Origin of the sequence: Collimonas sp., assembly GCF_035566375.1 — a bacterium.
Classification (GTDB): domain Bacteria; phylum Pseudomonadota; class Gammaproteobacteria; order Burkholderiales; family Burkholderiaceae_D; genus Collimonas.
The window spans coordinates 1-16,963 of the sequence record NZ_DATMRK010000061.1 but is presented as its reverse complement, the minus strand read 5'-3'; the positions used below and the strand labels follow the sequence as shown (position 1 = coordinate 16,963).

Annotated in this window: 13 protein-coding genes; 11 read left to right on the top strand and 2 right to left on the bottom strand. The window is 58.9% G+C overall.

The genetic code is table 11. The annotated features are described in order from the left end of the window. The first annotated feature begins 84 nt into the window (after window positions 1-84). The 10 genes from VNZ60_RS19475 (at window position 85) to VNZ60_RS19430 (ending at window position 7,999) form a co-directional block, all read left to right on the top strand. Complete coding sequence (locus VNZ60_RS19475; RefSeq protein WP_325662072.1) at window positions 85-1,383, top strand: CitMHS family transporter; 1,299 nt, start codon at window positions 85-87, stop codon at window positions 1,381-1,383. A 28-nt stretch (window positions 1,384-1,411) separates the two neighbouring features. Continuing rightward, the gene (locus VNZ60_RS19470) at window positions 1,412-2,740 is read left to right on the top strand and encodes an acyclic terpene utilization AtuA family protein (protein ID WP_325662070.1); all 1,329 of its coding nucleotides are present in this window, start codon (window positions 1,412-1,414) and stop codon (window positions 2,738-2,740) included. An 8-nt stretch (window positions 2,741-2,748) separates the two neighbouring features. Next, window positions 2,749-3,072: an AtuA-related protein gene (locus VNZ60_RS19465; RefSeq protein WP_325662068.1), complete on the top strand. Its 324-nt coding sequence runs from the start codon at window positions 2,749-2,751 to the stop codon at window positions 3,070-3,072. 29 nt (window positions 3,073-3,101) lie between these two features. Continuing rightward, window positions 3,102-4,535: a M20/M25/M40 family metallo-hydrolase gene (locus tag VNZ60_RS19460; RefSeq protein ID WP_325662066.1), complete on the top strand. Its 1,434-nt coding sequence runs from the start codon at window positions 3,102-3,104 to the stop codon at window positions 4,533-4,535. Between the two features lie 137 nt (window positions 4,536-4,672). Then, on the top strand, window positions 4,673-5,575 hold the full coding sequence (locus VNZ60_RS19455; RefSeq protein WP_325662064.1) for a DMT family transporter: 903 nt from the start codon (window positions 4,673-4,675) through the stop codon (window positions 5,573-5,575). A 133-nt stretch (window positions 5,576-5,708) separates the two neighbouring features. After that, window positions 5,709-5,930, top strand: a complete 222-nt coding sequence (locus VNZ60_RS19450) for a hypothetical protein (protein WP_325662062.1) — start codon at window positions 5,709-5,711, stop codon at window positions 5,928-5,930. Window positions 5,931-5,951: 21 nt separating this feature from the next. After that, window positions 5,952-6,494, top strand: a complete 543-nt coding sequence (locus VNZ60_RS19445) for a DUF2975 domain-containing protein (protein ID WP_325662060.1) — start codon at window positions 5,952-5,954, stop codon at window positions 6,492-6,494. Between the two features lie 8 nt (window positions 6,495-6,502). Continuing rightward, window positions 6,503-6,745: a helix-turn-helix domain-containing protein gene (locus VNZ60_RS19440; protein ID WP_325662058.1), complete on the top strand. Its 243-nt coding sequence runs from the start codon at window positions 6,503-6,505 to the stop codon at window positions 6,743-6,745. A gap of 15 nt (window positions 6,746-6,760) precedes the next feature. Beyond that, the gene (locus VNZ60_RS19435) at window positions 6,761-7,384 is read left to right on the top strand and encodes a hypothetical protein (RefSeq protein ID WP_325662056.1); all 624 of its coding nucleotides are present in this window, start codon (window positions 6,761-6,763) and stop codon (window positions 7,382-7,384) included. Window positions 7,385-7,537: 153 nt separating this feature from the next. Then, window positions 7,538-7,999, top strand: a complete 462-nt coding sequence (locus tag VNZ60_RS19430) for a YccF domain-containing protein (RefSeq protein WP_325662054.1) — start codon at window positions 7,538-7,540, stop codon at window positions 7,997-7,999. Between the two features lie 46 nt (window positions 8,000-8,045). Here the strand turns inward: VNZ60_RS19430 and pbpC are convergent, their stop codons facing one another. Further along, window positions 8,046-10,307: a penicillin-binding protein 1C gene (pbpC, locus tag VNZ60_RS19425; protein ID WP_414648911.1), complete on the bottom strand. Its 2,262-nt coding sequence runs from the start codon at window positions 10,305-10,307 to the stop codon at window positions 8,046-8,048. Next, complete coding sequence (locus VNZ60_RS19420) at window positions 10,292-16,222, bottom strand: alpha-2-macroglobulin family protein (protein WP_325662052.1); 5,931 nt, start codon at window positions 16,220-16,222, stop codon at window positions 10,292-10,294. The genes pbpC and VNZ60_RS19420 overlap by 16 nt, the downstream gene beginning before the upstream one ends. Before the next feature lie 309 nt (window positions 16,223-16,531). Here VNZ60_RS19420 and VNZ60_RS19415 point away from each other — a divergent pair. Next, the coding region (locus VNZ60_RS19415) for an ESPR-type extended signal peptide-containing protein (protein ID WP_325662050.1) at window positions 16,532-16,963 on the top strand (432 nt) is incomplete at its 3' end.

The window sequence follows — 16,963 nt, the reverse complement described above, 5'->3', positions numbered from 1 at the left end:
AAACCTCAACTACCAGAATGCGAGTAAAACAAGATCAATAACAAGCATTCCTAAAAAATATCCAAGGGATAGGAGACAGACAACATGCTGGCATTACTCGGCTTCATCACCATCGTCACCTTGCTGGCGGCGATCCTCACAAAAAAAATGTCGCCATTGGTGGCCCTGATCGCAATTCCCATCGCTGCCGCCCTGATCGGCGGCTTTGGCCTCGACACGTCGAAATTCATCGTAGCCGGCATCACCAATATTGCGCCGGTGGCAGGCATGTTCGTATTCGCCATCCTGTTCTTCGGCATAGTCACCGATGCAGGCATGCTGGATCCGATCATTTCCGCCATCCTGCGCATCGTCGGCAGCCGCCCTACCCGCATCGTCCCGGGCACCGCGCTGCTGGCCTTGCTGATTCATCTGGACGGCTCGGGCGCGGTTACCTTCCTGGTGACGATTCCCGCCATGCTGCCGCTCTACCAGCGCCTCGGGATAGACAAGCGCATCCTGGCTTGCGTCGCCTCGCTTGCCGCCGGCGTCAATTTCCTGCCCTGGACCGGCCCCATGATTCGCGCCTCCGCCGCCTTGCATATCCCGGTCAGCGAGATTTTCACGCCCTTGATTCCGGTGCAGATCGTCGGCTTGATATTCGTTTTTTCGGTGGCCTATTACCTGGGCTTGAAAGAAGAACGGCGTCTCGGCCTGAGCCAGGGCGCGGCCGTCGGTTTCGTCCACACCCATGAATTGTCAGAAGCAGAAAAGAGCATCCGCCGGCCGCACAATTTCTGGATCAATATCGTGCTGACCGTTTTTGTATTGGGTCTGATGATCAGCGGAAAAATCGATCCGGTGGTGATGTTCATGGTCGGCGTGGTGCTGGCCTTGATGATCAATTATCGCAATGCCGACATGCAGCGCACGCGTATCGACGCCCATGCCAAAGCCGCTCTGCTGATGGCCAGCATCTTGTTTGCCGCCGGCGTGTTCACGGGCATCATGAGCAAGTCCGGCATGCTGAGCGCCATGGCCAAGATGGCGGTCGGCCTGGTTCCTCCTTCCATGGCGTCGCATATTCCGGTGCTGCTCGGCCTGCTGTCGATGCCGCTTTCCATGCTGTTCGATCCCGATTCCTTTTACTTCGGTGTGCTGCCCGTGATCGCGGAAGTCGGCCATATGCTGGGGGTGCAACCGCTGCATGTGGCGCAAGCCGCGCTGCTAGGTCAAATGACCACCGGCTTTCCAGTCAGTCCGCTGACACCCGCAACTTTTCTGGTGGCCGGCCTGGCCGGTATCGATTTGGCCGATCACCAGAAATACACGTTTAAATATCTGTTCGCGGCATCCGTCATCATGACGATCACCTGTGTCGTGATCGGCGTCTTTCCTTTATAAAACGAGTACCTGGATTGAGGAATTTATCGTGAGGCATATCAGAATCGGCGCCGGCGCAGGCTACTCCGGCGACCGCATCGAACCCGCCATCGAGCTGGCGGAAAAAGGCGAGATCGACTACCTGGTCTTTGAATGCCTGGCCGAGCGCACCATCGCCATCGCCCAGCAGACCAGGATGAAAGATCCAGCCTTGGGCTTCGATCCGTTGCTGGCGGAGCGGATGCAAGCGGTGCTTGGCATCTGCAGTGAAAAGAAAATCAAGATCATCACCAATATGGGCGCCGCCAATCCGCTGGCCGCGGCCGCCATGGTCAGGCAGATCGCGCTCTCCATGAACCTCAAGCTGAAGGTGGCGGCGGTGTGCGGCGACGACGTGCTGGAGATCTTAAAAGCAGGCGCCTACATCAGCGATCAAAATATCCCAGTCAATACATTAGGCGACAAGCTGCTGTCGGCCAATGCCTACATCGGCGCCGCGCCGCTGGTAGAGGCGCTGGCGCAAGGCGCCGATGTCATCATCACCGGCCGCGTCGCCGATCCGGCGCTGTTCCTGGCGCCTTTGATTCATGAATTCAACTGGGCCATGGACGATTGGCATCGCCTGGGCCAAGGTACGCTGGTCGGCCATTTGCTGGAATGCGCCGGCCAGATCAGCGGCGGCTATTTCGCCGATCCCGGCTACAAGGATGTGCAAGGCTTGGCGCGACTGGGTTTTCCGATTGGCGAAGTGGCGGAAGACGGCTCGCTGGTCATCACAAAAGTAGCGGGGTCCGGCGGCCACGTGACGCCAGCCACCTGCAAAGAACAACTCCTATACGAGATACACGATCCCGCCAACTATCTGACGCCGGATGTGGTGGCCGATTTTTCCGCAGTGAGCGTGACGGAAATCGGCCCCGACCGGGTCCTGGTGCAAGGCGCCAGCGGGCGCGCCAGGCCCGATACGTTAAAAGTATCGATAGGTTATATCGACAGCTATATCGGCGAAGGACAAATTTCCTATGCCGGACCGGGAGCGCTGGCGCGCGCCAGACTGGCGCAAGCCATCGTTGCGGAAAGACTGGCACTGAGCGCGGTAGCGTTCGATGAAATCCGCTACGACCTGCTGGGAGTCGACGCCATCCACGGCGCCACTTTATCGGAACAGCCGTCCGAACCGTATGAAGTGCGCGCCAGGGTGGCCGCCCGCAGCGATAACATGCGCGACGCGATCCGCATCGGCAACGAAGTCGAAACGCTGTACACCTGCGGACCGGCAGCCGGCGGCGGCGTCACCAAAACGGCAAAGGAAGTGGTCGCGGTGCAATCCACCTTGCTGCCACGCCAGCTGGTGAAAACCTCTGTTCATTTCGAGTGAGAACCAAGATGAAACTACGCGAACTTGCCCATTCCCGCGCCGGCGACAAAGGCGACATTTCGAATATTTCAGTGATTGCCTATCAGGAAAAAGACTATGCGCTGCTGGAAAAATACCTGACTGCGGAAAGAGTCAAAGCGCATTTTTCAGACATCGTGCGCGGCGACGTGCTGCGCTATGCTCTGCCAACTCTGGGCGCGCTGAATTTCGTCATGCAACGCGCCCTAGGCGGCGGCGTCACACGTTCGCTGGCGCTGGACGCCCACGGAAAATGCCTGAGTTCGGCGATAATGAGCCTGGAAATCCCCGATCATATCGCTACACCATCCTGACGCATCCATCCCGCCAAGAAAGGAAGTCCATGAGAACGCAGATTCGCCGCTTGCCCGCCCGCACCGCACTCGCTATGACCCTCGCTTTACCCCTCGCCTTGACCCTTGCCACACTCGGAGCCGTAGCCTCCGCGCAAACGCTGACGCCGGAAACCCAGCGCTACCACGACATCTACAAAGAGCTGGTCGAAATCAACACCACGCATTCCGCGGGCGACACTGCCAAAGCCACGCGCGCCATGCAAAAACATTTGCTGGACGCCGGCTTCGCCAACAGCGATATCCAGCTGTTCGAACCGTTTCCGCGCAAGGGCAGCCTGGTGCTGCGTTTCAAGGGTAATGGCAGCAAGCAGCCGTTGTTACTGCTGGCGCATATCGACGTGGTCGAAGCCAAGCGCGAAGACTGGAAGACCGACCCCTTCCAATTACAGGAAAGCGGCGGCTACTTCACCGCCCGCGGCTCTATCGACGACAAGGCCATGGCCTCGGCCTTCGTCTCGGTGCTGAGCCAGCTGAAACAGGAAGGATTCAAACCCAGCCGCGACATCATCCTGGCCCTGACTACCGACGAAGAACGCGGCGATGTGCCGAGCAACGGCGCTTACTGGCTGATCAATAACAAACCCGAATTGCTGAAAGCCGAGTTTGGCATCAACGAAGGCGGCGGCGGCGAACTGCGCGGCGGCAAACCTAATCTGCATCGGCTGCAAGTCGCAGAGAAAATGTACACCACCTATGAACTGGAAGCGCGCGATGTCGGCGGCCACAGTTCTATCCCGACCGCCAACAATCCGATTTACGCGCTCTCCGCCGCACTCGACAGATTGGGCGCCTACCGCTTTCCAGTGCACCTGGCCGACGTCACCCAAACCTATTTCGCCCGTAGCGCGGCGTTTGCCAGCGGCCAGCTGGCGGCGGACATGCGCGCAGTCGGCGGCGGCAAACCGGATGCTGCCGCGATCGACCGTCTGTCGGCCACTCCCGCCTACAATGCGCAGCTGCGCACAACCTGCGTGGCGACCATGGTCAACGCCGGCCACGCCGAAAACGCCCTGCCGCAATCGGCCAAGGCAACAGTAAATTGCCGCATCCTGCCGCAAGACGATCCGCAAGACATCGATCGCCAGCTCAAACAGGTGATCAATAACGACAAGATCAGCGTGCGTTACGTCAACCAGCCGCTGCGCAGCCCGGCCTCGCCGCTCGCCGGCGATCTGGTGAAGACGGTGGAAACCCTGACGCAGGAGATGTGGCCAGGCGTGCCGGTAGTGCCGGCCATGAGCACCGGCGCTACCGACAGCCGCTTCATGCGCAATGCCGGCATTCCCATGTATGGCGTCACCGGCCTGTTTGTCGATCCGGCCGACTACCGCACCCACGGCCTCGACGAGCGGGTCGAAATCCAGCGCCTGTACGACAGCCGTGAATTTCTTTACCGGCTGGTGAAGCGTCTGGCGCAATGAGGCATTGAGTTAAATCGGCTCCGGCGCTAGCCGGAGCCGCCGAATTCGAGCGCAAGAACCAGAGTGCGCGGAATCTCGACGTGTCCTATGTTTCAGTTGTGCGGCAGCCGCTGCTCGCCAATTGATGGACACCCGCCATGAACTTTATCGAACTCCTGTTGCTTGCCGCGATCTGGGGCGCATCCTTTCTGTTTCTGCGGATTGCCGCGCCCGAATTCGGCCCTTTCGCGCTGATCGCGCTGCGCGTCGGCATTGCCGCATTGGTGCTGGCGCCGGTGCTGCGTTCCGCTGTCGCCCGCAGCCAATGCCACAGCAAGGCCTGGCCTCTATTTGTAGTTGGCGTCAGCAATTCTGCAATTCCGTTTGGTTTGTTTGCGTATTCGACGCTATACGTAAATGCCGGCATCGACTCCATTCTGAATGCGACTACGCCGATCTGGGCTGCCTTGATCGCGGCGCTGTGGTTTCGGCAAGTCATGAATCGCGGCCAGATCTGCGGCCTCATGCTGGGCCTGGCCGGTGTCTTGGTATTGGTGTGGGATACCATCGGCGCCGGCGTCGCAGGCATACCGCTGGCAATCGCCGCCGCATTGCTGGCCACCGTGTGTTACGGCTTCGCAGTAAATTATTCGAAGCGTCATCTGGCAGGAGTCAAGCCGCTGGTAGTCGCCTTTGGCAGCCAGTTCTTTGCCTCTGTCGTGCTGCTGCCGCCGGCGCTGCTATTCTGGCCGCAACAGCATATCGCGCCGTCGATCTGGGTCTGCGTTGCCGCACTTGGCGTGGTCTGCACCGGCTTTGCCTACATCCTGTATTTTCGGCTGATCGAGCGAGCGGGTGCTGCCTACGCGGCCTCCGTGACGTTTTTGATTCCGATTTTCGGGCTGGTCTGGGGCGCCTTTTTTCTCAATGAAAAAGTCACGCCCACCATGCTCGCGGGTTGCGCCATCACGCTGCTCGGGACTGCACTTGCCAGCGGCAAGCTGAGCGGTTTACTGGCAGCAAGACGCAAAGCAAAATCGGCCTTAAGCAATCATCCATGACAAACGCAGCGCGCTCCCATTAACAGGAATCCGATTTGAAAATTACCGAAAAATAATAAAAATACAGTCATTTATTATCGTTCTACGATAATTTTAGATTAGAATACGGCGATCCTATCGAAAAGGAGGCGCCGTGCAGCAAAACATCACCACTCTAGTCCGCCGCTTCCTGGCCGCGCTCTGCTCATGGCTGGCGATTGCCATCCTGGCGCTCTATCTCGGCGCCAGGATCATGCCGCATCTTGGCGTCAGCGCCTCACTCGATATGGCCTTCCATAGCAGCTTGGCCGATCAGGCCGTGACGCATCTCGGCAATACTTTCCGGATTTCCATTCGCATCAATGACAAACAATAAGATCACCCCAAAGGACGCTCCATGAAACAAGATCGCATCGCTCAAAGCAGCCAGCGCATGGCGAGCCTCACCATGCTGTTGCTGATTGCCATACTGGCCTTCAATATCGGCAGTTGGTTTTTCCCTGATGCGCTGTCCGAAATATCCAGTTTTTCCAATGCCGGGACTAAACTTGGCATCGTTCTGTCCAGCCTGCCGTTATGGCAATTACTGGGCGCCATTGTGCTTACCAATATCCCGCTGCTGGCCTTGGGATACGGCTTGTTCCAGTTGCGCGCATTGTTCCAGCGCTATGCCCAAGGCGAGTATTTTTCGCAGGCGGCCGCCATCCATCTGGGCCGCGTCGGTCACGGCATAGCGTGGTGGGTATTGCTGGATTTTCTATGCGGTCCGCTGTCTTCAGTGTGGCTGACAATCACCCGGCCGGTGGGTCACCGCCTGATCAACATCAGCTTTGACGCCAATGCGATAGTCGCTTTGTTCATGGCCGCCTGCATTACCGTGATCGCCCGCATCCTGCAACGAGCCAGCGAAGTCGACGCCGAAAATCGGCAGTTTGTATGAGGTTGTAGATGAGCATAGTCATTACGCTGGACGTCATGCTGGCAAAACGCAAGGCGAAGTCGAAGGATCTGGCGGCGGCTATCGGCATCACCGAACAGAATCTGTCGCTGTTAAAACAAGGCAAGGTAAAAGGAGTGCGCCTGGAAACCCTGGAGGCGATCTGCCGCTACCTGGATTGCCAGCCGGGCGACCTGCTGAGCTATCAGCCGGATAACAGCGCCGCTGCAAGTGAAACAGATTCCCCACCTTGAACGATTCTGATAAAAATGTCTGACGAGACCCGTTGGCCGCTTGCCGTACATCCACGTGCAATGCGCTGGGGCATACTGCTGTCCCTGCTATTGCATATCGGTTTGATGCAATTGTTTTGGCGGCATGAAGCGGCCGATATCGCCCGGCCCCCAAACTCGCAGCCGGAGCTGACCTTAATGCTGTTGCCGGCCACACCGACCACGCCAGCTCAGGTACGAGCAGCGCGAGTAGTCATGCCGCCTATCGTGCAGCGCGATTCACACCCCGCTAAATCTTCTGTTCGCGTAAATCCGGTCACGCCAACGCTGCCCGCCGCAGCGCAAGAGAGCAGCATTAATGATGCAGCAGTCCCCCATCCGCCGACGGTAGAGCAGCCGCGCCTGGATCTGGATGCGGCGGTGAAAATGGCCAGGCAGATAGCGACAGATCCGGATAGCCGGCGTAACGGCACTGCAGTCTCTCAATTGCAAACGCACCCGCTCGAAGCCAGGCAGCCGGACAGCCGCCTTACGCAAGATATCCAACGCAGCGCGCGTGCCGACTGCCTCGATACCGGCCGTTCCTTCGGCTTATTAGCGCCTCTGGCGTGGGCTACTGACGCGGTGTTGTCGAAGAAAAATGGCGGATGCAAGTGGTAGGCCTGACCGCTACGCAGCGCTTCCATAACGATGAGCAGAGCAGGCAAGGATTTTCTTGTGATCAGTTACTCGCGATGCTACATTTCCTTCTTTGCAATTTCTAACGACAAAGCACGAAAAGCCTTTGTCATGCTTTCATCAGGGAGAAAAGATATGCGCGCCATCGGTAATTTTCTGTGGTTTGTTCTGGGCGGGGTGTTTATGGGCCTGGGTTGGTGGCTGATTGGCGTCTTGGCCTTCATCACCATAGTCGGCATCCCTTGGGGTAAAGCCTGTTTCGTGATTGGCCAGTTCACTTTCTTCCCCTTCGGTAAAGAAGCGGTAAGCCGCAAAGAATTGACGGGAAAAGACGATATCGGTACCGGTGACCTGGGCCTGATCGGCAATGTTGTCTGGTTCCTGCTGGCCGGGGTCTGGCTGGCTATCGGCCATGTGCTGTCGGCTATCGCGTGCTTCATTACCATCATCGGCATTCCATTCGGCATCCAGCATTTGAAACTGGCCGGCATTGCGCTGGCGCCGATAGGTAAAACCATTGTGCCGAAAGAAGTGGCGGCTGCGGCGCGCAAACAGGGCGCGGAAGATACCGTCGCAAAACGGCGGAGCAACGCCTGATAAGTTAAATCGCCAGCGCCGGGTCCACTCAAGGCAGGAACAGCGGCTATTTTTTCCCCGCGCGGCCGGCTTTCTGCGACGCCGGATTCTCGACCGCGCCACGCACCTCGAAACGCACCTGGTCAACGACGGCCATTTTATGGTCCAGCAATTCCAGCACGTGCCGGCCGGGCCACGGCATCCAGTCGACGGCCAGTTGCGAATCTGACGTCGTTGTCTGACGGCTGGTTTTCTTGCCGGCCTTCAGCGCAGACGGCGTCAGCAACTTGCCATCCAGCCGCCACCAGCCGTTGCTCAAACCATCTGCCGCAAAACGCAGCCGCTGCCGCTGCGGCGGAATATCCGGATCGAGCGCCACCAGCATGCCCGGCGTCGGGTAGCGTATGGCGATGTTGATATCGTCCGATCTGGCGGTGGTGATCAGGCTTTGCTCGGTTCCCGCCAGAAAATATTCCTGGCGCGGCGCTTCGATCTTGTCGGCATAGCGGATATCTTGTTGCACCACCCCGGCTGGCTTTTGCGGAATCTGCTGGCGTAGCTGGTCACGCGTGTGCAGGTATTGCATCACCTGTTGCCAGATCGGCGCGGCGCCGGTCACGCCGGACACATCCCACATCGGCAAGCCGGATGCATTGCCAACCCAGACGCCGACCGTGTACCGGTCCGAATAGCCAACCGCCCAGTTATCGCGCATGTCTTTCGAGGTGCCGGTTTTAACCGCCGCCCAAACCCGCGTCGAGAGCGCATTTTCAAGGCCGAAAGTGCGGCTGCGGGCGCTGCGGTCGGACAGGATATCGCCAATGACAAAACTGGCGCCGGGGTCCATCACCTTGTGTATTTTTACCGCGGGATCGCTCAGCGTAGTACGCACGCCGCTGTAGCGCCCTTGATTGGCCAGCGCGCGGTAAGCATTGCTCAAGGCCAGCAGGCTGACATCGGCGCTGCCCAGCGCCAGGCTATAACCGTAATAATCGCCGGATTCGCGCAGCTGAAAACCCAACTCCTGCAAGCGTTCGAAAAAGGTGGTGGGCGTAACGGTTACCAGAGTCCGCACCGCCGGAATGTTCAAGGACGAGGCCAGCGCCGTACGCGCGCTCACCAGGCCTTTGAACTGCTTGTCGTAGTTTTGCGGAATATACAAACCGCTGGCGGTCGGCAGATTGATCGCCGCGTCGTTCAGGATCGAGGCTGCGGTCATCCATTTTTTTTCGATGGCCAGCTCATACAAGAAGGGCTTCAAGGTGGAGCCGGCCTGACGCAAAGCCAGCACGCCGTCGACCTCGGCAGCATTCGAAAAGGAGCCGCTGGAACCGACCCAGGCCAGGACGTCGCCGCTGGCGTTATCGAGCACCACGACAGCGCCGTCTTCGATGTTGCGTTCAACCAGGGCCGCCAGTTGTCGCCGCAACGCGTCGTTGGCGAAGCGTTGCACACCCGCATCCAGCGTTGAGCGCACGCTTTGTCCGGGGGTACGCAACAGTTTGCGCGCCAGGTGCGGCGCCAGTTGTGGCGCGGTGGTAGTAACGATCACTTCGGAATTGGAACCGCTGCGGACCAGCGCCAGCAAGGTAAAATCTTCCAGACCCTTGCATTCCTGTGCCGCGTTTTGTTCCTGCAAGATGCGGCAGGCGCGTTGCGCGACCCGGGCCGGGGTCGCGTTCGGACCGCGAATCAAGGCTACGGCGATCGCCGCTTCACGCTGGTTCAAACCGCTGGGATGCTTGCCAAACAAGACCCGCGACAAAGCATTTACGCCAACCAGCTCGCCGCGAAAGCTGACCAGGTTCAGATAGGCTTCCAGGATCTGGTCTTTGCGCCAGTTGCGCTCCAGCAGCCGGGCCACCATCACCTGCGACACTTTCTGCTGGATCGAACGCGGTGCGGTGCGACGCCGCAAATCGTCATCCAGCAAACCCGCCAGTTGCATGGTGATGGTCGAGGCGCCGCGGGTTTTGGTGTTCCACAAATTACCCCAGGCAGCAGCGGCCGCCGCGCTCCAGTCGACCCCGCTGTGCTGGTAAAAGCGCCGGTCTTCCGACGCCACCAAGGCATTGCGCAAGGCCGGCGATACATCTTCCAGCGCCACCCATGACAAGCGGCGCTCATTTGGATTCATGCGGATCTGCTGCAGCAACTGGCCTTTGCGGTCATACAAGCTGGCTTCGGATGAACGGAATTCCTGTTGCACATCGGCGAAATTTTGCAGGGCGTGCACCGGGCCGGCGCTCAGGGCCAGCATCAGTACAGCCCCCGACGACCAGCGCTTGACGCAAGATGAAATGCCAGTCGAACTCACTTCACCATCCATTTCGGATTGGGGCTTTCACCAAACATTTCCGGCGCATACATCGCTTCCACCCGGGTCGGCGGCAAACTGAATTCGCCCGGGTTATTGATGCGGAAGGTATACGTCATGGTGAATTTCCCTTTCGGCACGAATTCGTAATAACTGCGGAACGCTTCAAAACTGCGTTCTTCGTACGCCAGCCAGGCGCTGCCGCTAGGCCGTTCGCTGCTGGTGGCAATCGCTGAATCGCGTCCCAGGCCGGAACCGAGCAAGGTGGCGCCGGCCGGGATCGGATCGGTCACCACCACCCAGGTCATATCGGTCTGCGCGTCGACTTCTAGATCGACTCGCACGATATCGCCACGCGTGTATTTACCCTTTTCTTTCTGCTCGACCGGGACGATGTTTTTATTGATCCGGTAGCCGCTGGAGAACGGCTTCTTCAATACCACCGCCGCCAGGCTTTGCACGGTAACCCACGGCGCGCCGCTGCCGGCATGGCTCAGTTTCAATTCTGCCGATGTAGCGGATGGCGGCCACGGCAATTGCAACTTGCCGACTTCCGCCGCAGTGGCGTTTGTGCTCGTGCTGACGCTGGCGGGCCAGTTGTAGCTTTGGCTGCCGCTCACATTGGCTCCCTGCTCCAGGCTGACTTTGGTGACGCCCGCCACTTTCACGGATTCAAATTTGCGGCCGAACTTTTGCAGCGCCAGCGAACCCCACAGATTGGCCGTAGTGGTAGACCAATGGCCGCGCAACTGGCGCTGGATGGCGCCATTGACCAGTTTCGGCATGTCTTCTTTCCAGGCCGGATTCTCCAGCATGGTCAGCACCAAGCGATTAGCGTTGACATCGGCGCTGGCCATCAGCCACCACCAGTAATCGCTGCTCTCGGTCGAGAAACCCATGCGCGTACTTTGGTAATTCAAACGCGCACGGATGATCTGATCCGCTTCGGCCAGGCGTTTTGCGCGATCTGGAATGTTGGATACGCGCTGCAGAATGTTGATCCAGTCCAGCAACGCTGAAGTCGGCCACAGATTGGGCGAGATCTGGATCGAATCCAGCATCGCCGGCCGCACCCGCTCATAACGCGACAACGCTTCCAGCGCCGCCAGCTTGCGCACATCCAGGTCTTTCTGCGGCGACCAGAACTCACGTGTGATCTTGCCTTCCACAAACGCCGCCAAGCCATCCAGCATCTTGTCGCGGCTCTGCTGCGGAATCGCAAAGCCGGATTCCTGCGTCACCGCCAGCAGATAAGCGGTCAGGGTATCGCTGCCGCGGCGGGCGTTGCCTTCATTCGGCGGATAGTAATAAGCCAGGCCGTCGCTATCCAGATAAGTCGGCAAATCGTTCAATACTTTTTGCCACATGGCCTCGTCACGCAAACCGATCGCGCGCGTGGTCTTTTGCTCCAGGCAAGAGAACGGATAGTTGATGAAGTAGCGGCGCAAACCTTCATTGCCGGAAGCCAGCGACGGCGCCAGCGAGATCGCCAGACCACCCCGCCCGGGCAGGCCGTCGGCAGGCGGCGCTACCGCCATGCTGAACGGCTTGTCGAGTTGGAACAAGGTGGCTTGCTGCACCGTCACTGGCACTGCCGGCACCACCCGCTGAGTGAACTTGATGCTGTCCTTGACCTTGGCTCCGCCCTGTTCCTGGGCGTTGATTTCCCACACCATCTGGCTGACGTCTGCCGGCACCGTGACCGGCCACACCAGCTCGCGGGTTTCACCGGCAGGAATGCTCTCATCCTTGTCTGGCAACGGCGCCGCCGCCGTCAAGCCGGCAGCCTGCGCCGTGGCATGGACTTGCATGGCGCGGGTGGTAGTGTTGCGCACGGTGACCAGCGCGCTGAAATTATCGCCTTCGCGCACCAACGGCGGCAAGCCGGAGATCAGTTGCAAATCCTGGGTCGCGCGGATGCTGACGGCGCCAGTGCCGAACAGGCTGTTGCCACTTTGCGCCACCGCGACTATCTTGAAACTGGTCAAGGAATCGTTCAATGGTACGTCGACCTGAGCCCGGCCATTGGCGTCCAGTACGATCACCGGCTTCCACAGCAACAGGGTATCGAACAATTCACGGGTTGGCGATTGGCCGCCACCGCCGCCGGCAGGAATCGCCTTGCGGCCGTAATGACGCTTGCCGACTACCTGCATTTGCGCAGTCGAGGTTTCCACGCCATAGCTGCGGCGCTGTAGCATCGCTTCCAGCAGATTCCAGCTCTTGTTGGGCTCCAGCTCCAGCAAGGCTTCATCGACTGCCGCCAGAGCAATCTCGGCGCCAGCCGCCGGTTTGCCGTTCGGCAGGTTGGCCTGGATAGTCACCTTGGCCGTGGTGCGGATCGCGTAACTCGGCTGATCCGCCTTGACCGTTACCGCCAGCTGGTTGGCGGCAGTGCCGACGGTGATTTCGGCAATGCCGTATTTATAGGCTGGCTTGGCCAGGTCGACGGTAGCGCTGGGCGCCTGATATTCCTTGAATTCGCTCCACCAGTTCAGCGGTTCTTTCCAGCCCCAGATAAAGAAGGAATACCACGGCACCTCGCGCATGCGGCCACGCACCGCCAGCACCGAGACGAATACATTAGGACCGTAACTGGCTTTAACCGGCAGGCTGAAGGTGGGGTCTTGCCCGTTCAGTTGCACCACCTGGGTTTCGATCACGCCTTCGCGCTCCACCGCTATCAGGGCGGTGGCGTAGCGGAACGGCATGCGCACCTGGAACTTGGCGCTTTCGCCTGGTTGATAAGTTTTCTTCTCAGGCAGGATGTCGATGCGGTCCTGGTTCTCGCCATCGAACCATAGCTCGCCTTGCCTGGTGACCCAGACCGAGCTGCTAGCCAGTGCCAACTTGCCGCTCTCGTCCTTGGCTTTGGCGGTAAGCACGATATTGCCCGGCTCGGCCAACTCCACGGTACAGATCATCAAACCGCGCGCATCGCTTTTGCCGGAACACAGCACGCCGAGATCGCTGCCGGCGGTGGTGTTTTCATAGGCGTAGAAACCGCCCACCATGCGCTTGCGATGCGAATTGGTTTGTTTCGACGAGGCGCTGATGTCAATCGGCACGCCGGCTTGCGGTTGGCCGGCCGGATTTAGGGCGACCGCGGTCAAGGTCAGTTTTTTCTTGACTGATACCCACTCCCCCGCTTTCAGGCCGACCACCACCGCCGCCGGCCACATCGGCGTAACACTCGATATGGTCTGGATTTCGCCGTTCGGATCGGCGTAAGTCATTTCAGTCAGCAATTCCTTCGGCGCCGCGATGGCCGGCAATTCCTTCACCAGCGTTTTTCCGGCGCCGTTTTTATCCAGGGTCACCGGCAATTTATCGGCCACGATTTTCTGGTCGTCGGCGCTGCCCTCATCCTCATTGCGCGCAACCGCAAAGGAATAATCATCGTAGCCGGAAAAACTCACGGCCTTGCTGCGCAACAGGCTGGTGATATGCACCGACTGGCCGGCAGCGCCGCCGCCATTCAGATAATTGAGTTGCACAGCTAGCGGCACTTCCTTGGGTGCGATCAAGATCTTCGGCGGCGTGATCCGTCCCTGCAGCAAAGGCAGACGGAATTCTTCGACACGGAAACTGCCGCTGCTATAGCTGCGCCGATTGGCGTCGTAACCGCCGGCATCGGCGTTAGTCTCGGCGTCAGATTCAGCATCAGAGTCGGCGCCGGCTTGAGCTCCGTTAGCGCCGCTGACGCCGCTCTTGACCTGGCCGCCGTCCAGCACTACTTCATAGCGTCCAAGCTTGGCTTCTTTCGGAATCTGGAATACGGTTTCGGCATTTTTCTGGCCACGCCAGCTCAGCGCAAACTGATATTCCTGGCCGCTGCCCTGATGCGTGATACGCACCCGCGTCGGCAATTTATCATTCGGCAGCAAGCCGAAGCCCTGCATGGTTTCGGTGCGAATCACATGTTTCATCGAGACCGTTTCGCCGGCCCGGAACAGGGTGCGGTCGAATACCGAGTGAGCACGCACCGTAGCCGATTTGTCGTAGTCCATCGGCAGATTGAAACGCCAGGATTCGATGCCGTCATTCCACGAAGTCAAAGCAAAAGCCATGTCGGGCCGGCCTTTTTCATCGGTCTTGCGGGCGCTGACAAAAAAACCGTCGATCTGCCCCGGTTCACTGCTGCCGCCGTTACGACAGGCGTCTAGTGGAAATTCCGGCACCGAGGCAATCCCGGTCTTATCGGTCTTGCCGCGCCACAGTTCAGTGCCACGGCAATCGGAAATCCTGACATCGGCATCGCTCACCGGCTTGGCGCTATCCAGCGTGGTGACCCACACCGCGCCGTTCTGGCGGCCGATCTTGACATGCACCGACAAGTTGGTCACCAGCGCGCTGGTCCGCACATACATGGGTGCGGTCTTGCCCAGCAAAGCCGCGCCTAACTTTTGCGATTCCAGTTCGACCACATAGAATCCCGGATCCTTGAGCGGAATACCGATCACTTCAAACGGCCGCACACCGTCCTTGCTGTCCGGCGACGGCGGCAGGGTCAGGGTTTTGGCGCCGCTTTGCTTCGCCAGCAAACCGATGCTGCGCGTTTCCACCTGCTTCTTGCCGACGGTGACGGTAGTTTCGTGATAACGCCTGAGCTTGGTCAGCCAGGCGATGATGTTCTGGTCATCGCTGACTTTCAGATTGCTGACCGTGCCTGGATTGACTTTGCCGTCGGCGCTGCGCGCCAGCATGCTGCTTTCAACGTTGCGCAAGGTCACCGGCAACGTGGCGTCGGCATTCAGCTCAATGATGCCGAACGGCGCCGACGGGAATTTTGCCAGGGGCGGATATGCCGCCAGCCGCACCTTCAGCGGAAACGCGGCGGCGTTCGACAGCGGCCGTCCGTTCTCATCCTGGAAACCTCTCGGCAAGTCGACGCTGAGTTCCGATTTTTCTGCAAACGGCGGCTTGAAGCTGAGTTGGGTGACGGTATCTTCGTTATCGTTTTTCTCAAAAAACGGCTTCAGCTTGCCGTTGGCGGCGTTCAGCGTCACGCCCTCGGCCAGCTTGCGCGCGACCGGTGCGGTAAACAATATGCGCATTGGCAGAATCGGCGCGCAGGCGGCGTTGGCGTTCTCGCGCTCGCAACTGACGCTGGCGGTAAAAACCGGCCGCACCTTGAACTTGAATACCTGCGGCTGGCTGCTGGCGATACCTGACGGCGTGCTCACGCCCTTGTCCCAGGTCAGGCGCAGCGCGCTGTCGTTGGGCAAGCGTTGCTGGCATTGCAGGGTGCTGACACGTTCGGGATTGATCTTGTCGGCAAATTTGTCGAGCAGCTGCTTGCGGTCGGCAGCGGCGATGAACTTGACCGGGATCCGCTCATGCACGCCTTCGGCTTCGCAATACACATGTTTCAGTATGCTGTCGCTGGTGGCGGCGCCGTTTTGCACCAGGACGAAGATCTGCTCTTCATCGATAGTGCCGCCCGATGGCATGACATTGATGACGGCAGGACCGCCGGTATTGAATTGAAACGTACTCTTGCCGCTGACCGCGGCGCCCGACAATAATTTGAATCCCGCTTTCAAGGCAAAGCTGCAGCGTGTTCCCGGCGGCACGTCGCGCACGAAATCATAAATCCAGTTACGTTCATCGGCCCAGCGCCCGCTGCCGGCTTCCGGACAGCTGATATCGAATGGCGCAGGCGCCTTCGGATCGCCGAACTTGATGGCGGCTTCAGAGAAATTTACCCGCACCTGGCGCACCTGGGTGATTTCGCCTTGCGGCGAAAAACTGGTGACGCCGGCCGCGTGCGCTGCTTGCGCCATCTGGCCGCCCAGCAAAACCATGAGTAGCGCCAAGGCGTTTCGCGCCCCGGTGACGGCGCCAGAAAGTTTACGGCCGAAAAAAAACAGCTCCGGGGATATCACGGTGCTGCTGGTGGTTTTTGCTGCTGTCGCTGCTTGCATAGCGATCCTCGGGCTAGGAATGGTTGAAATATGAATCTGCGAGGATACCGCATCTTTATATCTTTATAGCAATTTTATGATTTAGATAATGCTAGCGTCCAGGAAGCGTCGCGCAAATTCCGGCCGGGCTACGGACGCAAATGTCACTCTTTAACTTTCTTCAATTGCCAATAAATTTGTAAAGAAATAGAAATTGCAGTAAATACAAGACAATTCTTATATCTAAATAGCAATTCACTTTGTAGAGTGGGAAATTACGTCTTTACAAAAAGACAGCAATTTCAGTCTAACTCTTGAATTGGATTAGCTATGAATCAGCAGGCCTACCGCGTCATTTTCAACAAGAACCGTGGCATGTTGGTGGCGGTCGCGGAGAACGTGTCCAGCCAGGGTAAAGTGAAGGGCGCTGGATGCGAAGCCGTCGCGACCGGGCCGCCGTTGCTGCGCTTTGCCACGCTGGGCTTGCTGGTAGTGGCGCTGTTCGGCGCCGTCACCGTGGTACAAGCGCAAATGGTGGCGTATAAGAATGGCGGCCCGCGTCCCACTATCGATCAAAGCGCCAATGGCCGGCCGCTGGTCCAGATCGTCACGCCGAATGCGGCAGGCGTCAGCCACAATCGCTACGAGCAGTACAACGTCGATAGCAACGGCGTCATCCTGAACAACGCCCGCACCATCACCGCAACGCAACTGGGCGGCTACGTCGAAGGCAACCCGAACCTGGCCAATGGCAGTGCCCGC

Bases quoted from the DNA above. Each gene is read 5' to 3' on its own strand.
- VNZ60_RS19475 (WP_325662072.1), top strand. From the start codon at position 85: ATGCTGGCATTACTCGGCTTCATCACCATCGTCACCTTGCTGGCGGCG.
- VNZ60_RS19465 (WP_325662068.1), top strand. From the start codon at position 2,749: ATGAAACTACGCGAACTTGCCCATTCCCGCGCCGGCGACAAAGGCGAC.
- VNZ60_RS19460 (WP_325662066.1), top strand. From the start codon at position 3,102: ATGAGAACGCAGATTCGCCGCTTGCCCGCCCGCACCGCACTCGCTATG.
- VNZ60_RS19455 (WP_325662064.1), top strand. From the start codon at position 4,673: ATGAACTTTATCGAACTCCTGTTGCTTGCCGCGATCTGGGGCGCATCC.
- VNZ60_RS19445 (WP_325662060.1), top strand. From the start codon at position 5,952: ATGAAACAAGATCGCATCGCTCAAAGCAGCCAGCGCATGGCGAGCCTC.
- VNZ60_RS19440 (WP_325662058.1), top strand. From the start codon at position 6,503: ATGAGCATAGTCATTACGCTGGACGTCATGCTGGCAAAACGCAAGGCG.
- VNZ60_RS19435 (WP_325662056.1), top strand. From the start codon at position 6,761: ATGTCTGACGAGACCCGTTGGCCGCTTGCCGTACATCCACGTGCAATG.
- VNZ60_RS19430 (WP_325662054.1), top strand. From the start codon at position 7,538: ATGCGCGCCATCGGTAATTTTCTGTGGTTTGTTCTGGGCGGGGTGTTT.
- pbpC (WP_414648911.1), bottom strand. From the start codon at position 10,307: ATGGATGGTGAAGTGAGTTCGACTGGCATTTCATCTTGCGTCAAGCGC.
- VNZ60_RS19420 (WP_325662052.1), bottom strand. From the start codon at position 16,222: ATGCAAGCAGCGACAGCAGCAAAAACCACCAGCAGCACCGTGATATCC.